15 protein-coding genes, 3 tRNA genes and 1 other RNA gene are annotated in these 17,648 nt (G+C 52.8%); 10 read left to right on the top strand and 9 right to left on the bottom strand.

The annotated features are described in order from the left end of the window. Positions 1-70 precede the first annotated feature (70 nt). Both rprA and ydiK read right to left on the bottom strand, forming a co-directional pair. Positions 71-178, bottom strand: an RNA gene (gene rprA, locus FD744_RS10240) — antisense sRNA RprA. 316 nt (positions 179-494) lie between these two features. Continuing rightward, positions 495-1,607 carry an AI-2E family transporter YdiK gene (gene ydiK, locus FD744_RS10235; protein ID WP_034821692.1) on the bottom strand — a complete coding sequence of 371 codons (1,113 nt, stop codon included), beginning with the start codon at positions 1,605-1,607 and terminating at the stop codon, positions 495-497. Positions 1,608-1,813: 206 nt separating this feature from the next. Between ydiK and FD744_RS10230 the strand changes: the two genes are divergently transcribed. Next, positions 1,814-4,867 (top strand): FAD-binding and (Fe-S)-binding domain-containing protein, encoded by a 3,054-nt coding sequence (locus tag FD744_RS10230; protein ID WP_160868159.1) that lies wholly within the window; start codon positions 1,814-1,816, stop codon positions 4,865-4,867. A gap of 30 nt (positions 4,868-4,897) precedes the next feature. On the opposite strand, the gene FD744_RS10225 is transcribed toward FD744_RS10230, so the two are convergent. Further along, on the bottom strand, positions 4,898-5,302 hold the full coding sequence (locus FD744_RS10225) for a hypothetical protein (RefSeq protein ID WP_045813973.1): 405 nt from the start codon (positions 5,300-5,302) through the stop codon (positions 4,898-4,900). Between the two features lie 389 nt (positions 5,303-5,691). Here FD744_RS10225 and sufA point away from each other — a divergent pair, with 389 nt between their 5' ends. From sufA to FD744_RS10190, 7 genes are all read left to right on the top strand, one after another. Further along, positions 5,692-6,066 carry a Fe-S cluster assembly scaffold SufA gene (sufA, locus tag FD744_RS10220; protein WP_038647312.1) on the top strand — a complete coding sequence of 125 codons (375 nt, stop codon included), beginning with the start codon at positions 5,692-5,694 and terminating at the stop codon, positions 6,064-6,066. 5 nt (positions 6,067-6,071) lie between these two features. Beyond that, entirely contained in the window at positions 6,072-7,565 is a 1,494-nt protein-coding gene (sufB, locus tag FD744_RS10215) for a Fe-S cluster assembly protein SufB (RefSeq protein WP_038647310.1), read from the top strand. Between the two features lie 39 nt (positions 7,566-7,604). After that, entirely contained in the window at positions 7,605-8,351 is a 747-nt protein-coding gene (gene sufC / locus FD744_RS10210; RefSeq protein WP_034821684.1) for a Fe-S cluster assembly ATPase SufC, read from the top strand. Further along, positions 8,326-9,603, top strand: coding sequence for a Fe-S cluster assembly protein SufD (sufD, locus tag FD744_RS10205; protein WP_160868158.1), 1,278 nt, complete (start codon positions 8,326-8,328; stop codon positions 9,601-9,603). The genes sufC and sufD overlap by 26 nt, the downstream gene beginning before the upstream one ends. Next, complete coding sequence (sufS, locus tag FD744_RS10200; RefSeq protein ID WP_160868157.1) at positions 9,600-10,823, top strand: cysteine desulfurase SufS; 1,224 nt, start codon at positions 9,600-9,602, stop codon at positions 10,821-10,823. Before sufD ends, sufS begins: the two co-directional genes overlap by 4 nt. A gap of 20 nt (positions 10,824-10,843) precedes the next feature. Next, complete coding sequence (sufE, locus tag FD744_RS10195; protein WP_038647304.1) at positions 10,844-11,260, top strand: cysteine desulfuration protein SufE; 417 nt, start codon at positions 10,844-10,846, stop codon at positions 11,258-11,260. Positions 11,261-11,321: 61 nt separating this feature from the next. Continuing rightward, complete coding sequence (locus FD744_RS10190; protein ID WP_160868156.1) at positions 11,322-12,359, top strand: L,D-transpeptidase family protein; 1,038 nt, start codon at positions 11,322-11,324, stop codon at positions 12,357-12,359. Between the two features lie 65 nt (positions 12,360-12,424). Here FD744_RS10190 and FD744_RS10185 read toward each other — a convergent pair whose 3' ends face one another. The 6 genes from FD744_RS10185 to FD744_RS10160 all read right to left on the bottom strand — a co-directional run bounded on the left by FD744_RS10185 (position 12,425) and on the right by FD744_RS10160 (position 16,497). Beyond that, complete coding sequence (locus tag FD744_RS10185; protein WP_007374746.1) at positions 12,425-12,661, bottom strand: major outer membrane lipoprotein; 237 nt, start codon at positions 12,659-12,661, stop codon at positions 12,425-12,427. Between the two features lie 305 nt (positions 12,662-12,966). Beyond that, positions 12,967-14,379 carry a pyruvate kinase PykF gene (gene pykF / locus FD744_RS10180; protein WP_160868155.1) on the bottom strand — a complete coding sequence of 471 codons (1,413 nt, stop codon included), beginning with the start codon at positions 14,377-14,379 and terminating at the stop codon, positions 12,967-12,969. A gap of 344 nt (positions 14,380-14,723) precedes the next feature. Then, positions 14,724-14,800: transfer RNA gene (locus FD744_RS10175), tRNA-Val, on the bottom strand. A gap of 12 nt (positions 14,801-14,812) precedes the next feature. After that, positions 14,813-14,889 (bottom strand) — tRNA-Val (locus tag FD744_RS10170). Positions 14,890-14,892: 3 nt separating this feature from the next. Next, a tRNA-Val gene (locus tag FD744_RS10165) sits at positions 14,893-14,969 on the bottom strand. A 154-nt stretch (positions 14,970-15,123) separates the two neighbouring features. Beyond that, positions 15,124-16,497: an MATE family efflux transporter gene (locus FD744_RS10160; protein ID WP_160868154.1), complete on the bottom strand. Its 1,374-nt coding sequence runs from the start codon at positions 16,495-16,497 to the stop codon at positions 15,124-15,126. A 198-nt stretch (positions 16,498-16,695) separates the two neighbouring features. Between FD744_RS10160 and FD744_RS10155 the strand changes: the two genes are divergently transcribed. Then, the gene (locus FD744_RS10155) at positions 16,696-17,346 is read left to right on the top strand and encodes a riboflavin synthase (protein ID WP_034821656.1); all 651 of its coding nucleotides are present in this window, start codon (positions 16,696-16,698) and stop codon (positions 17,344-17,346) included. Between the two features lie 116 nt (positions 17,347-17,462). Then, positions 17,463-17,648: transposase domain-containing protein (locus tag FD744_RS10150; RefSeq protein WP_202403470.1), on the top strand; the 186-nt coding region annotated here is incomplete at its 3' end.

Here is a 17,648-nt window from a genome sequence, read left to right as displayed (position 1 = left end):
AAATCTGAAGCGTCCTTGATGAAATCATTAAGGCCAGCGCTGCTGGCCTTTTTTTTATCCATAAAAAATACAAAAAAAAAGCCCATCACAGGGGATGGGCAAAGACTACACACAGCAATTCTTCACTTTACTCAGGGGAAAAAGGTTGTTTAAAAATCAGTGGTTTGATCTCAAACATAGGATTCATGTTATTCATCAGGCTTGCTGGCGTCTTTAAGAATCCTCTTATTAGTTTAAAGCTGATAATCTTTTCTGAGCTTTTTTAACGGTTGCGCCTGATGATTCAGTTCGAAAAATAATCATTCCGTTAGCGAAATCCACCTAAAGCGCCTAAATCTGCGTTTTTTCTTAAAAATCGCTTATGAAAAATAAAGGGTGGTGCAGGCAATTATGTGACAGCGATTAAGTTGCTTTCAGCGCAGTAGGTAAGACAAATCAGAAGTGGGAGAAGAAGGCGGTGCATTTATCTGCACCGCTCGCGGATAAGGTCAGCTTTAAGGTTGCTCTTCCTCATGTTCGGCAAGAGCTTCGATGGCCGTTTGCGGGTCATCATCCGGGGCAGGCGCTTCATGCATCCACACGGAAACCAAACGATACGATACCGCTAGCACCACCGGGCCAATAAATAGCCCGATCATGCCGAAGGCGATCAATCCCCCGATAACTCCGGAAAGGATCAGAATCATCGGCAGATCCGCGCCCATACGAATCAGCATCGGACGCAACACGCTATCGAGCGTACCGACTACACAACTCCACACCAGTAATATCGTGCCCCAGGTGGTATCGCCACTCCAGTAGAGCCAGATGATAGCCGGTACCAGCACCACCAACGGCCCCAACTGCACCAGGCACGTCAGAATCATTAGCACGGTGAGCAAGGTGGCATAAGGGATGCCGGAAATCGCCAGGCCAATGCCGCCCAGCACACCCTGCACCAGCGCCGTCACCACCACACCCAGCGCCACGGCACGAATCGCTTGCCCAGCCAGCAGCACCGCCGCATCGCCGCGACGTCCGCCCATGCGATAAGCAAAGTGGCGAATGCCGTGGCCGACCTGCTCACCGCGCCAATAGAGCAACACGCTAAATAGCAGCATCACAGCGAGGTGAATCATAAAGCGGCCGAAGTGGCCGGCCTGCGCCACAAAGAAGCCGGTGGTGCGACCAATATAAGGCTGCAGTTGATTCAGAATCGCCGTACCGCCGCCATCGACCATTTTGTGATAGCTGGAGTAGGTTTTGTTGCCGACATACGGAATTTCGCGCAGCCAGACAAAATCCGGGAAAACCAGATGACGCTGCGTGGCCCAGGCAATCACCGGCGCGCTGTTGTCGATCAGGCTACTCACCAGCAGGGCAATGGGAATAATGAACAGCAGCAGTAAGAGAATGGTCATGGCGATCACCGCCAGCGATCGTCGTCCCCACAGCAAATGCTGCAAACGGATCATCAATGGCCAGGTCGCAATCACCACCATGCTGGCCCAGGCAAAGCCCAGAATAAAGGGTTGTACCACCCACAAGCAGGCGATGATCATGATGAGAATGAACATCAACGAGAACAGCAGTTGCGGTAGATCCATACCGCGTTGCAGGCTTTTCATCACAACGTTTTGACCTCAATTAATCCTTCGTGGTGGACCGCGTGGGCCCTGATCAATGATGAGCTATTTCCTGAAAATTAAACAGAAAAAAGCAGGTGTCGCGGAGGTCTTTCCTGAAAAAACAGCAGCCATTAAAAAAATATGATAAAACCAGTGGTTGAAAAAAATAACCACGCAAACGTTTACAACATCTCGGTCACGCAATAATGATCCCACAGATTTCCCAGGCGCCAGGCCTCGTTCAACTGGTGCTGACATTCCTGCAGTCATTAAAAGAACAAGGCTTTACCGGCGATACCGCCACCAGTTATGCCGATCGTCTCTCGCTTTCCACCGATAACAGCATTTATCAGCTGTTGCCCGATGCTGCGCTGTTTCCGCGTTCGACGGCGGACGTGGCGTTAATCGCTCGTTTGGCGAGCGAAACGCGGTTTAACAGCCTGGTGTTTACCCCACGCGGCGGCGGAACGGGTACCAACGGTCAGTCACTCAATCAGGGCATTGTGGTCGACATGTCGCGCTACATGAATCGCATCCTTGAAATCAATCCTGAACAGGGCTGGGTGCGTGTGGAAGCGGGCGTGGTGAAAGATCAGCTCAATGCCTGGTTGAAGCCTTATGGATTCTTCTTCTCGCCGGAGCTCTCCACCAGCAATCGCGCTACCTTAGGCGGCATGATCAATACCGATGCATCCGGGCAGGGCTCATTGGTCTACGGCAAAACGTCGGATCACGTGGAAGGGCTGCGGGCGGTGCTGCTCGGCGGCGATATCCTGGATACCCGCGCGATGCCCACCGAACTGGCTGAGCAACTGGCAACCACGCCCACCGCAGAGGGGCGTATTTATCATCAGGTGCTGAATCGCTGCCGCGATCAGCGTGACCTGATTCTGGATAAATTCCCTAAGCTTAACCGCTTCCTGACCGGTTATGACTTGCGTCATGTGTTCAGCGATGACATGCAAACCTTCGATCTGACGCGTTTGTTATGCGGTGCAGAAGGGACGCTGGCCTTTATTACGGAAGCGCGTCTGGACATCACGCCGATCCCTAAAGTGCGTCGTCTGGTGAACATCAAGTACGACTCCTTTGACTCTGCGCTGCGTAATGCACCGTTTATGGTGGAAGCCAAAGCGCTGTCAGTGGAAACCGTCGACTCAAAAGTGCTGAATCTGGCGCGTGAAGACATTGTCTGGCATTCGGTAAAAGAGCTGATTACCGATGTGCCGGACAAGGAAATGCTCGGCCTGAATATTGTTGAATTTGCCGGTGACAACGGCGAATTGATTGAACAGCAGGTCAACAGCCTGTGCGGTCGACTGGATGAGCTGATGGCGCAGCAGCAGGGCGGTGTGATCGGCTATCAACTGTGTAATGATTTAGGCGGTATCGAGCGCATCTATAATATGCGCAAAAAAGCGGTGGGCTTGCTGGGTAACGCCAAAGGGCGCGCCAAGCCGATTCCGTTTGTGGAAGACACGGCAGTTCCGCCAGAACAACTGGCGGATTACATCGTCGATTTCCGCGCCTTGCTCGATAGCCATGGCCTGAGTTATGGCATGTTTGGCCACGTGGACGCCGGTGTGCTGCACGTGCGTCCTGCGCTCGACATGTGCGATCCGCAGCAAGAGATGCTGATGAAGCAAATCTCCGACGAAGTGGTGGCGCTGACCGCACGCTACGGCGGATTACTGTGGGGTGAGCACGGTAAAGGATTCCGCGCGCAGTACAGCCCGGAATTTTTTGGCGAGACGCTGTTCAACGAACTGCGCGCAATTAAAGCCGCCTTCGATCCTGATAATCGCCTGAACCCCGGCAAGATTTGCACCCCGCTGGGCAGCAACGAGCCGATGATGCAGGTGGATGCGGTGAAACGCGGCACTTACGATCGTCAGATTCCGGTCACGGTGCGAACTGACTGGCGCGGCGCCATGGAGTGCAACGGCAACGGCTTATGCTTCAACTTTGATGCGCGCAGCCCGATGTGCCCGTCGATGAAGATTACCCGCAACCGTATCCATTCGCCGAAAGGACGCGCGACGCTAACGCGTGAATGGTTGCGTTTGCTGTCAGAGCAGGGCGTTGATCCCTCGCAGTTGGAACAGGCGCTGCCTAAACAGGGTGCCAGCCTGCGCACACTGATCCAACGCACGCGTAACTCCTGGCACGCGAAGCAGGGCGAGTATGACTTTTCTCATGAAGTGAAAGAGGCGATGTCAGGCTGTTTAGCCTGCAAAGCCTGTTCGACGCAGTGCCCGATTAAGATTGATGTACCGGGCTTCCGCTCGCGCTTCCTGCAGCTTTATCACACGCGCTATTTGCGTCCGATGAGCGATCATCTGGTGGCAACGGTAGAGAGTTATGCGCCTTTGATGGCCAAAGCGCCAAAGGTGTTCAACTTCTTCCTCAAGCAGCCGTGGGTGCGCGATCTGAGTAAAACCCACATTGGCATGGTCGATCTGCCATTGCTCTCCTCTCCAAGCCTGAAACAGCAGCTCGGCGGCCATCCGGCGATGAGTTTGACGCTGGAACAGCTTGAAGCGATGGATAGTGCGCAACGTGAAAACTGTGTACTGGTGGTGCAGGATCCGTTCACCAGCTATTACGAAGCGCAGCTGGTGACCGATTTCGTCAAATTGATTGAGAAGCTGGGTTACCGCCCGGTGTTATTACCCTTCTCACCTAATGGCAAAGCACAACATGTGAAAGGCTTCCTGCAGCGCTTTGCGCGCACTGCCGGCAAAACCGCCGAGTTTCTTAATCGTGTCGCCCAATTGGGAATGCCGATGGTTGGGGTCGATCCCGCAACGGTACTGTGTTATCGCGATGAATATCAGGAAGTGCTGGGTGAGCAGCGCTGTGAGTTCAAGGTGCAACTGGTCCACGAATGGTTGCAGCAAGCCCTTGATGCGCGCGCGGTGCAGACTGCCAGCGGCGAGGCCTGGTATCTGTTTGCACACTGCACTGAAGTCACTGCGCTGCCCTCAACGCCGAATGAGTGGCAGGACATCTTTGCGCGTTTCGGTGCGAAGCTGGAGAACGTCAACGTCGGGTGTTGCGGTATGGCGGGGACGTACGGACATGAGAGCAAGAACCTCGAAAATTCGCTCGGCATCTACGAACTCTCATGGCATCCGCAGTTACAGAAACTGCCACGTCAGCGTTGTCTGGCGACAGGTTTCTCCTGTCGCAGCCAGGTTAAACGCGCCGAGGGCAATGGCATGCGCCATCCGCTGCAGGCATTACTGGAAATGATGTAAACAAATTGTAGGAGTCGTCACAAAGCTGGATTAGAATATCCAGCCTGCGTGACGGACGAAATCACTCTGCAGGCTGGTGGCTTTATCCCACTCGCCGCTGAGCGCCAGTTGATGACACAAGCGAGTCAACGACAGGCGCGCCAGTTGATAGGCCTGAATACGGAATAAACGGTCGCGATCGGCATTACCCATCTCCTGCACTAAGCGGTGATGGAGCTTGCCCATGGCATGCAGATAGCTTTGGTCGTCGCCGTTAAGCTCGCAGATTTCTGCCATGTCGAGACAGGTGTCGTTAAAGCGACGCAGTTGGTCAATAGTACAATCGGTGCGGTTGAGCTTAGCCTGAGCCATGTAGAAGTCGACGGTGATATCACGCACTGAAAACTTATATTCATCGATTTTGTGTTGTAACCAGGCTGAGACGGTAAGCGTCATGTCGCTACCTTAAATGGGTTAATGATAATCATTATCATATTCAACCGCGTCAGGAATGCAATTCCCGCAATGAATTTTTTTGATTTCCTTTGCCTGTTACTAAAATCGGCAATAACAATCTCTTTACATTGAAGAAAGGCGTAACCTATCAATCATGACGATGTCGTAAAGTTGAATTTCTAAATTTTACGTCATTTTAACGGGTTACGCGGGTGTGGCGCGCACGGGAATGCCGCTCACAAGCTCGATTGAAGAGACTATGCTTAATAAAGCAACAGTAAAAAACAGCACGAGATGATTATCCCTGCAAAACAAGAGGTTGAAGTGGTATCTGATATCACTACCATAGGGGGATAGCCTGAAAAGGCCCAGACTTACGAGGTAGCACTATGTCATCAGTAAATGCAGCTTCCTTTTCACCCGACGATTTCGTCTGGAAAGGGCTTACGCTGACCGAATCGGCAGCGAAACAGATTCTTAACCTGGTTGAGGCGGATCCTGAAGTTAAGGGCCTTAGATTGGGTGTGAAGCAGTCCGGCTGTGCCGGTTTTGGGTACGTTATGGATCTGACAAAAGAGCCAGCCGATGACGACCTGACGTTTGAGCAATTCGGCGCAAAATTATTTGTGCCTCTTCAGGCTATGCCGTTTGTTGACGGTACCGAACTGGATTATGTCCGTGAAGGCCTGAACCAGATTTTTAAATTCAACAACCCTAAAGCTCAGCACGCCTGCGGGTGCGGTGAGAGCTTTGGCGTCGAGTAAGTAAAATGTCACGACACAGCGAAGCATCTGACGATGTACAAACGTGGGAAGGTAGCCTTAATTATAAAGAAGGCTTCTTTACCCAGTTGCAAACCGACGAATTGGCACACGGCATCAATGAAGATGTGGTGCGTGCTATTTCGGCCAAACGTAACGAACCTGAGTGGATGCTGGAATTCCGCCTCAAGGCTTTCCGTGCCTGGTTAGAGATGGAAGAGCCACACTGGTTGAAAGCTAACTACGCCTCACTCGATTATCAGGACTACAGCTACTATTCCGCGCCGTCTTGCGGCAACTGTGATGATAGCTGCGCGTCTGAACCGGGTGCGAAGCAAACCTCTGGCAGCGTCGCGTCAAGCGATTACCTGACCAAAGAAGTGGAAGACGCTTTCAATCAGTTGGGTGTTCCGGTACGTGAAGGACGTGAAGTCGCGGTTGATGCGATTTTTGACTCCGTATCCGTTTCCACCACCTACCGTGACAAACTGGCTGAGCAAGGCATTATCTTCTGCTCATTCGGCGAAGCGATTCACGATCATCCAGAGCTGGTGCAGAAGTATCTCGGTACTGTGGTTCCCCACAACGATAACTTCTTCGCGGCATTGAACTCTGCTGTGGCCTCAGACGGGACTTTTGTCTACATCCCTAAAGGCGTGCGTTGCCCGATGGAGCTGTCGACTTATTTCCGTATCAACGCGGCGAAAACCGGTCAGTTCGAACGTACCATTCTGATCGCCGATGAAGACAGCTATGTCAGCTATATCGAAGGCTGCTCAGCCCCGGTGCGTGACACCTACCAGTTGCATGCCGCAGTGGTTGAGGTGATCATCCACAAAAATGCCGAAGTGAAATACTCCACCGTACAGAACTGGTTCCCGGGCGGTGAAGGCGAGGGTGGTATCCTCAACTTCGTGACCAAGCGTGCGCTGTGTGAAGGCGACCACAGCAAGATGTCCTGGACGCAGTCTGAGACCGGTTCAGCCATCACCTGGAAATACCCAAGCTGCATTTTGCGCGGTGACTATTCCGTGGGTGAGTTCTACTCCGTGGCGCTGACCAGCGGCCGTCAGCAGGCGGATACCGGCACCAAGATGATCCACATTGGTAAGAACACCAAGTCGACCATCATCTCGAAAGGGATCTCCGCCGGTAAGAGTGAGAACACCTATCGTGGTCTGGTGAAAATCATGCCAACCGCGACCAACGCGCGTAACTTCACCCAGTGTGACTCGATGCTGATTGGTGCCGAATGCGGTGCGCACACCTTCCCATATGTGGAAACGCGCAACAACACGGCACAGCTGGAACATGAAGCCACGACTTCGCGTATTGGTGAAGACCAGATGTTCTACTGCCTGCAGCGCGGCATTAGCGAAGAAGATGCGATCTCAATGATCGTCAACGGCTTCTGCAAAGACGTTTTCTCCGAGCTGCCACTGGAATTCGCCGTGGAAGCGCAAAAACTGTTGGCTATCAGCCTTGAGCACAGTGTGGGCTGATGCCACACGCGTTGCCGGAAGCAATGTGAAGGAAAGAGTATGTTAAGCATTAAAGATTTACAGGTTAGCGTTGAAGACAAAGAGATTTTGCGCGGTCTGAACCTTGAAGTGAAACCAGGCGAAGTCCACGCCATCATGGGCCCTAACGGCTCAGGTAAAAGTACCCTGTCTGCAACGCTGGCAGGTCGTGAAGATTACGAAGTGACCGGTGGTTCTGTCAGCTTCCATGGCAAAGACCTGCTTGAGCTGGAGCCAGAAGAGCGCGCCGGCGAAGGCATCTTCATGGCGTTCCAGTATCCGGTTGAAATCCCGGGCGTCAGCAACCAATTCTTCCTGCAAACCTCTGTGAATGCGGTGCGCAAATACCGTGAGCAGGAAGAGCTGGATCGTTTTGATTTCCAGGACTTCATCGAAGACAAAATTAAACTGCTGAAGATGCCTGAAGATCTGCTGACCCGTTCAGTGAACGTCGGCTTCTCCGGTGGTGAGAAGAAGCGTAACGACATTCTGCAGATGGCTGCTCTTGAGCCAGAACTGTGCATCCTGGATGAAACCGACTCCGGTCTGGATATCGATGCGCTGAAAATCGTCGCTGAAGGCGTTAACAGCCTGCGTGACGGTAAGCGTTCATTCATTATAGTGACCCACTACCAGCGCATCCTGGATTACATCAAGCCAGATCACGTGCACGTGCTGTATCAGGGCAAAATCGTTAAGTCTGGCGATTTCTCGCTGGTTAAACAGCTGGAGGAGCAAGGCTATGGCTGGCTTACCGACGAAGAGTGATAACGCCCTGCAACAGTGGCATCACCTGTTTGAATCGCGCGGTGAGGTGCGTTCTCTGCAGGCACAGCAGCACTGGCAGCAATTAATGCGTGTCGGCTTGCCGACCCGTAAGCATGAAAACTGGAAATACACCGCGCTGGATGGCCTGTTCTCCAACCAGTTCGTGTTGCCAGAAGCGCAGACCGTGACGGCGGAACAGGTTGCTGAATTGGCGCTACCGGTGGATGCGGTGCGTCTGGTGTTTGTTGATGGCCGCTTCCAGCCTGAGCTGAGCGCGCGCGACACCGATCTGTTTGACGTGCAGCACAGCCGTGCGGCTGAACGCCGCCCGTTGCCGGCTGCGGTGCAGCCAGAAGTGTTCCTGCATCTCACCGAAAGCCTGGCGGAAGAAGTGACTTCCATTCGTCTGGCGCGCGGCAAATCGGCGGCACGTCCGCTGTATTTACTGCACATCACCAGCGGCAAAGCCGATGCGCTGAACACCGTTCATCACCGCCATCATCTTGAGCTGGAGCAGAGCGCCGAAGCTGAAGTGATTGAGCATTACGTGACGCTGAACGGTGCGGCCCACTTTACCGGTGCTCGCTTTACCTTTGCTGTCGCCGACAATGCCCAGTTGAAACACATCAAGCTGGCGTTCGAAGAGAGCAGTAGCTATCACTTTGCACACAATGACATCGTCATTGGTCGTGATGCACAGGTCAGCAGCACCAGCTTCCTGCTGGGTGCTGGCTTGTCTCGTCACAACACCAGCGTGCAGCTCAACGGTGAAAACACCCAGCTTTCACTGAACAGTCTGGTGCTGCCGATCAACGCAGAAGTGGCGGATACCCGCAGCTATCTGGAACACAACAAAGGCTACTGCCTGAGTCGTCAGCTGCACAAAACCATCTCGCGCGATAAAGGCCGTTCGATTTTCAACGGTCACATTAAAGTGGCGAAGCATGCACTGAAAACCGACGGACAGATGACCAACAACAACCTGTTGCTCGGTCGCCTGGCGGAAGTGGATACCAAGCCGCAGCTGGAAATCTATGCGGATGACGTGAAGTGCAGCCATGGTGCGACCATCGGCCGTATCGACGATGAGCAGATGTTCTATCTGCGCTCGCGTGGTATCCCTGAAGATGCCGCACAGCAGATGATTATCCATGCGTTCGCGGCTGAATTGACCGAACTGCTGGAAGAAGAACCGCTGCGCCAGCTGGTGCTGGAACGCATTAGTGCGCGTTTCCCTGGAGTTGAGTTATGACTTTCGATCTCGAACGAATCAGAGCGGAATTTCCGATTCTGAAACGTGAGGTCAACGGACATCCGCTGGCCTACCTTGATAGCGCGGCCAGCGCTCAGCGCCCGCTCGCGGTCATCAATGCGGAAAGTTATTTTTACCAGCACGGCTATGCAGCCGTGCACCGTGGCATTCACTCGCTCAGTGCGCAAGCCACCACCGATATGGAAAACGTGCGCACCCAAGCCTCGCGTTTTCTCAATGCGGCATCGCCCGAAGAGATTATCTTCGTTAAAGGCACCACTGAAGGCATCAATCTGGTAGCCAACAGCTGGGGCGGCAGTCAGCTGCAATCGGGCGATAACATCATCATCACGGAGATGGAGCACCACGCTAATATCGTGCCGTGGCAGATGGTGGCGCAGCGCACCGGGGCTGAAATTCGCGTTCTGCCGCTTAACGAGCAGGGCGAACTGGCTGTTGAGCAGCTGAGCGGGCTGATTGATAGCCGCACGCGCCTGCTGGCAGTGGCGCACGTTTCTAACGTGCTCGGTACAGTCAATCCGGTGAAAGCCATCGTGGCGCAGGCGAAAGCCGCGGGTGTTGTCACGCTGGTGGACGGTGCGCAGGCGGTGATGCATCACAAAGTGGATGTGCAGGATATCGATTGCGATTTCTACGTCTTCTCTGGCCATAAAATTTATGGCCCGACCGGTATCGGCGTGTTGTATGCGCGTAAAGCGCTACAGGAGATCATGCCACCCTGGGAAGGCGGTGGTTCGATGATCGATCAGGTGATGCTGCCAACCGGCACCACCTGGAACAGCACGCCATGGCGTTTTGAAGCTGGCACACCGAATACCGGTGGCATTATCGGCTTAGGCGCGGCGCTGAACTGGATCAGTGAGCTGGGATTGGATGTCATCAACGAACGTGAGACCTCTCTGATGCGTTACGCATTAGATAAGCTCGCGTCGGTACCCGACCTGATTATCTACGGTCCGGCACAACGCAGTGGCGTGGTGGCATTCAACCTTGGTAAGCATCATGCCTTTGACGTCGGGAGTTTCCTCGATCAATACGGCATTGCCATCCGCACCGGACATCATTGCGCTATGCCTCTGATGCGCCACTATGCGGTGCCCGCAATGTGTCGTGCCTCATTTGCGCTGTATAACAGTGAAGAAGAAGCCGATCGCCTGGCAGCAGGTTTGACGCGTATTCATCGTCTGCTGGGCGGTTGAGCAGATTTCAGGAGTTATCCATGGCGAATTTGCCAGAAAAAGAGAAGCTGGTGCGCAACTTTAACCGTTGCGCAAACTGGGAAGAGAAGTATCTCTACATCATTGAACTCGGTGCGAAATTACCAGAATCCTCTGAAAGCTTACAGCAGCCAGAGTATGTGATTTCGGGTTGTCAGAGTCAGGTGTGGATCCGCATGACCCCACAAGCTGATGGCACCATCGCCTTTGAAGGCGACAGTGATGCCGCCATTGTTAAAGGTTTGATTGCGGTAGTATTTAGCCTCTATCAGGGCTTGCAAGCGCAGGAGATTCTCGCGCTGGATGTCGGTCATTGGTTCGCAGAATTAGAGTTGACTCAACACCTCACTCCTACACGTTCTCAAGGATTGGAAGCGATGATTCGCGCGATCCGTCATAACGCTCAAAGCCTCAGCTAAGTTACACTCTCCAGACCCCGGCATGACCGGGGTCTGTTCCATCCGACAAAGAGAAAATTGCATGAAACCAGCGTTACGTTTAGCCGGTGCATTGCTGTTGTCCTGCTTCGGACTTTCTGCACCTGCATTTGCAACGGAATATCCCCTGCCAGCCGATAACAGCCGTTTAATTGGCGAGAATACCCTGACCACTGTCCCTGACGACAAACGGCCCTTAGAGAGCATTGCAGCGCATTATAAGATTGGGATGCTCGGCATGCTGGAGGCCAACCCTGGCGTCGATCCCTGGCTGCCCAAAGCGGGGACGCAACTGACGGTTCCATTACAAATGCTGCTGCCTGATGCACCCCGTGAAGGTATCGTCATCAACCTTGCGGAACTACGTCTCTACTATTATCCGAAAGGGGAGAATCGCGTGGTGGTGTATCCGATCGGTATTGGCCAGTTGGGCGCCGCGACACCAAGTATGGTCACCAGTATCAGCCAGAAAATCCCCAATCCCACCTGGACGCCTACCGTCAATATCCGCAAACGCTACGCGAAAGAGGGCATCACCTTACCGGGTGTCGTTCCGGCCGGGCCAGACAACCCGATGGGCCTGTTTGCGATGCGTCTGGCGCGCGGTACCGGCCAGTATTTGATTCACGGCACCAACGCCGATTTCGGTATTGGGATGCGCGTGAGCTCGGGTTGTATTCGTTTGCGTCCGGATGATATCGAAGCGCTGTTCAACAGCGTGCCAAAGGGAACGAGGGTGCAGATCGTTAACGAGCCGATCAAGTATGCGGTGGAACCGGATGGCAAGCGTTACGTTGAGGTGCATCAGCCGTTGTCGCGCAATGAGAAGGACGATCCGCAAACCATGCCAATTGCGTTGACTGCGAAATCTAAGGCGTTTATCAATAGTCAGAAGAGTGATACCGCACTGATCAAAGAGGCGATGGCGCGTCGTTCAGGGATGCCGGTACTGGTGAGCAGCGGCGAACCCGTCACGCAGGACACGGTGTTGCCGGATGTGCTGCAAACACAGCAGAGTGGCGCTGGGGCAGGACAAGCGACCATCAGTCAGGCGATGGGTGAGAGCGGCGAGAAACCCTGATTCAGAAGCAAAATCAGGACAAAAAAAATGGTGCCACATGGGCACCATTTTTCAAACCAGAACTCTTACTTACGGTAAGAGTGAGCCTGGTTGTCCAGACGCTGGTTAGCGCGAGCTGCGTCATCTTTAGCAGCCTGAACGTCAGAACGGATTGCGTTCACGTCGTTGCTCAGCTGGTCAACTTTAGCGTTCAGAGTCTGAACGTCTGAAGACAGCTGGTCGATTTTAGCGTTGCTTGAGCAACCAGCCAGCAGAGTTGAACCCAGAATTACCGCGCCCAGTACCAGTTTAGTACGATTCATTATTAATACCCTCTAGAATTGAGTTAATCTCCATGTAGCGTTACAAGTATTACACAAAGCTTTTTGAGTTGAGAATAAATTTTTGATGAGAACATGCTTAAATTTGATCGTTCGCTCAAAGAAGCAGCGTTTCGCAGAAGATGATGAAAATATTTAGCTAAAACAGAGAGATTTAATCGGACTAACCTTAATTGTGCGGGATATTGAATAGTTATTATCGATTGGAAAAATCTGGATTTTGTATTAGCGCAAGAATAAAAAAAGCGCCCCGTAAAGGCGCTTTTAAATAAAACTTCAGGCAAAAATCAGAGTACGTGGACTGAAGCGGTGTTGGTCGTGCCACTTGGAACCAGTGCACCTGATACCATCACCACAACGTCGCCTTTCTGTGCATAGCCACTTTCCAGCGCCATTTCCTTGCCAATACGGTAGAAATCATCCGTTGAGGCAATTTCAGTCACCAGACGCGTCTCCACACCTTTGCTCAGAATCAGCTGACGTGCGGTGGTCGCATTGGTGGTCAGCGCCAGAATGGTGGCATCCGGGAAGTATTTACGAATCGCTTTAGCAGACTTACCGCCTTCGGTCGCCACCACAATCACAGGGGCTTCCAGCTTTTCTGCTGTTTCCACTGCGCCACGGCAAACCGCTTCGGTGATGCGCAGTTTGCGTGAATCCTGCAGCTCGCCAATGCGAGATTTCATTACGCGGTCGGTACGCTCACAGATAGTGGCCATGATGGTCACAGATTCCAGCGGGTAACGACCCTTAGCACTTTCACCAGACAGCATTACTGCATCAGTACCATCGAGGATGGCGTTCGCCACGTCGCCTGCTTCCGCGCGGGTAGGGCGCGGGTTCTTGATCATAGAATCCAGCATCTGCGTCGCGGTAATGACCACTTTGCGTGCTTTGTTACATTTCTTGATCATCATCTTCTGCGCGAAGATCACTTCTTCAACCGGGATCTCAACGCCCAGGTCACCACGTGCAACCATAATGCCGTCAGACGCTTCCAGAATCTCGTCGAAGTTGTTCAGGCCTTCCTGGTTTTCGATTTTAGAGATGATCTGGATATGCTCGCCACCGTGGGCTTTCAGATGTTCACGGATTTCCAGCACATCTGAACGTTTACGGATAAAGGAAGCCGCGACGAAATCAACGCCTTGCTCGCAACCGAAGATCAGGTCACGTTTGTCTTTTTCAGCCAGCGCTGGCAGCTGGATGGAAACGCCAGGCAGGTTAACGCCTTTGTTTTCGCCCAGGTCGCCGTTGTTCAGCACGTTACAAACGACAGTGTTTTCTGTGACTTCAGTAACCTGCATACCAATCAGGCCATCATCGACCAACACGGTGTTGCCGATTTTCAGATCTTCGGTGAAGCCTGCATAGGTCACAGCAACACGTTCGCTGTTACCAATCACTGACTGATCGGTGGTGAAAGTGAAAGTCTGGCCGGCTTTTAATGAAACATCGTTGCCGCCTTCCAGTTTAATGGTACGAATTTCAGGACCTTTGGTGTCCAGCAGAATCGCGGCCTGACGACCGGTTTTTTCCATGACGGCACGCATGTTAGTGATGCGCTGACCATGTTCGGCATAATCCCCGTGTGAGAAGTTCAGGCGCATGACGTTCATGCCCGCTTCCAGCAGTTGAGTCAGCATCTCTTCAGATTCGGTTTTCGGACCGATAGTACAAACAATCTTGGTCTTTTTCATGTCAGGTTTTCTGTAAGTTGTGATGGATGATAGAGGTCGGGATTCGCGGCGTTTGGCAGCGAAGTGAAAATGTGTATGGTGTTGGTTTGGATCGTACAGGAGTAAGAATAGGTGACAGAGGCTAAGCGTGCAGAGAAGTTATGCAGTACGCGAGGGAACTGGCAGAGCAGTGTTGCGCAAATCATTTGAGTTGTTGGCATAGGCACGTTAGCGCTGAAACCTTTCAGGTGGACAACGCGGCATAGTATAGACGCTAAGTATGCGAAAACCAATATAAAAGCTGATAGAGAAAACGATACAGATCAAGGAAAGGGGTGTTGCGCAAAGGGAGAGAAAACAAAAAGTGGTGCGCTCTAATGGACTCGAACCATCGACCCCCACCATGTCAAGGTGGTGCTCTAACCAACTGAGCTAAGAGCGCATTTTAGAAATTTGGTGCGTCCGAGTGGACTCGAACCACCGACCCCCACCATGTCAAGGTGGTGCTCTAACCAACTGAGCTACGGACGCACTTGGTGCGCTCTAATGGACTCGAACCATCGACCCCCACCATGTCAAGGTGGTGCTCTAACCAACTGAGCTAAGAGCGCAACATGCTGTCAGGGCGACAGCGGGGACGAATATTAACGGCAGGCCGCGATGCTGGCAAGGGAAAAAATGATTTTCCATGACGACTGACCAGCATCTGTGCGACCCGCTGTTTTTTTAGGCATTGCGGGGGCAAATAACGGCCTGTTCAGCGACTTAGCGGGCCGCGCGCGCCAAAATTATCTGCGCCGGCAAACGTTGCAACCGAAGAATACGCCAAATCATCATCACGGCAGCAGACGTCAGGCCGACAATAAATCCACACCAGAATCCAGCCGGACCGAGTTGCGGTACCACCCAGTCGGTCAGCGCCAGAATATAACCCACCGGTAAACCCAGTACCCAATAGGCAATCAGGGTGATAAAGAAGATGGAGCGCGTATCTTTGTAGCCGCGCAGAATCCCGCTACCAATGACCTGAATGGAATCTGAGAACTGATAGATGGCAGCGAGCAGCATCAGCTGGGCGGCCAGCGTAATCACTTCTGGATTGGCGGTATACAGTGCGGCGATATGTTCACGGAAGGTGATGGTGAAGATCGCTGTGATAGCGGCCATGCTGATACCGACACCTTGTCCGGTCCATGCCGCCACACGCGCCTGTTCCGTTGAGCCCTGCCCAAGACGATATCCCACGCGGATGGTGGTCGCGACACCGAGTGACAGTGGCAGAACGAACATCAGCGAACTGAAGTTGAGCGCAATTTGATGCCCCGCGACTTTGACGATCCCCAGCGGCGAAACCAGCAGTGCCACCACCGCAAACAAGGTGACCTCAAAGAACAGTGCCAGCGCCACCGGTAACCCGAGGTTAAAAAGCCGAGACAAGATGACGCGTGAGGGCGGTGACCAGCGGCTGTTCATGCGAATATCGCGCATGCTCGCCATGCGTTTCAGCCAGAAACGCATCACCATAAACATCACCCAGTACACCGAGGCGGTGGCAACACCACATCCTACCCCGCCAAGAGCCGGCATACCGAAATGACCGTAAATAAAGACGTAGTTCAGGGGAATGTTAACCAGCAAACCTAAAAAGCCTAGCAGCATGGCTGGCTTGGTTTTTGATAAACCTTCGCACTGATTACGCGCCACCTGGAAGAACAGGTAGCCCGGCGCACCCCACAGTAATGCATGGAGATAGCCTTCGGCTTTAGCCGCCAGTTGCGGATCGATATCGTGCATGGCATGAATCAAATAGCCGGCATTCCACAACACCACCATGATCAGAAATGCGACGGCCAGTGCCAGCCAGTAACCCTGACGCACTTGTTCCGCGATGCGTTCGCGGCGTCCTGAACCGTTGAATTGCGCAACGGTGGGCGTCAACGCCAGCAGAAGACCATGACCGAACAGAATGGCGGGAAGCCAGATAGAGGTGCCGACAGCAACGGCGGCCATATCCGTGGCGCTCACCGCACCGGCCATAATGGTATCCACAAAACCCATCGCCGTCTGAGCCACCTGAGCAAGGATGACCGGGATCGCGAGGGCCAGCAATTGACGCGCTTCTGTTAAATACTTCTGCACGTAACACCTGCTTAAATTAAGAAGAGAAGAGGGGAGATATCCCCAAAGAATGCGCGGCTAGTGTAGCGGTAGCGCTGCGTTCCACCAAACTTTGATCGCATTTTGTTAAGTTAATTGTGTAAAGTTTGAACTCCGGCAAATTAAACCGCGCTGCTCAAGCTGTGATAAACTGGCGCAAACTTCGCAGAGGCTGAGAGTATGTTTACTGGAATTGTGCAGGGCACGGCCGAAATTATCGCCGTAGAAGAAAAAGAGTTGTTTCGTACCCATATCGTACGTCTGCCGGAAGAACTTTTACCGGGATTAGCGTTGGGTGCCTCGGTGGCGCACAACGGTTGCTGCCTGACGGTGACGGCGATTGAGGGCGATCGCGTGAGCTTCGACCTTATCAAAGAAACCCTGCGCATTACCAACCTGGGTGAATTAGCGGTTGGCGATGTGGTGAATATTGAGCGCGCGGCGAAGTTCAGTGACGAAATTGGTGGACATTTAATGTCTGGCCATATTATGACCACAGCAGAAATCTGCAAAATCATCCAGTCTGAAAATAACCGTGAAGTGTGGTTTAAATTACAGGATGCTTCTCAGATCAAATATATCCTGCATAAAGGTTTCGTCGGTATCGATGGCATCAGCCTGACCGTGGGTGACGTCACTAAAAGCAAATTCTGTGTGCACCTGATTCCGGAAACGCTGGAGCGCACCACGCTGGGTGCGAAAAAACTGGGGCACAAAGTGAACATTGAGATCGATCCCCATACTCAGGCGATTGTCGAGACGGTGGAACGCGTTTTGGCCCAACGTGAAGCCGCGGCTATCGCGCTGGCGCAAGCCGCAGACGCTGAGTAATCCAATAAAAAAAGGCGCCGCGGCGTAATGCCGATCAGTTAAGACAAAAATGATCGGTTGAACGATCCGGCAGTTCTGCAAGAATCCGTAATCTCTCAGGGATTACGGATTTTTTTATGCTTCTCAGTCAGGCTCTCGATATCGTTCATAAGTTTACGCCTCAGGAATTCTCGGGGCTTTCCGATCTCCTTTCTCCTGAACTCATTGACGAGTGTCTCGCTGATACCGGGACAGTGACGTTACGAAAGCGCCGTTTATCGATGGAAATGATGGTCTGGGCTGTAACCGGCATGGCACTTTTT

The sequence above is a fragment of the Pantoea sp. Taur genome (assembly GCF_009830025.1).
GTDB classification, from domain to species: domain Bacteria; phylum Pseudomonadota; class Gammaproteobacteria; order Enterobacterales; family Enterobacteriaceae; genus Pantoea; species Pantoea communis.
This window is presented reverse-complemented; position numbering and strand designations above follow the sequence as displayed.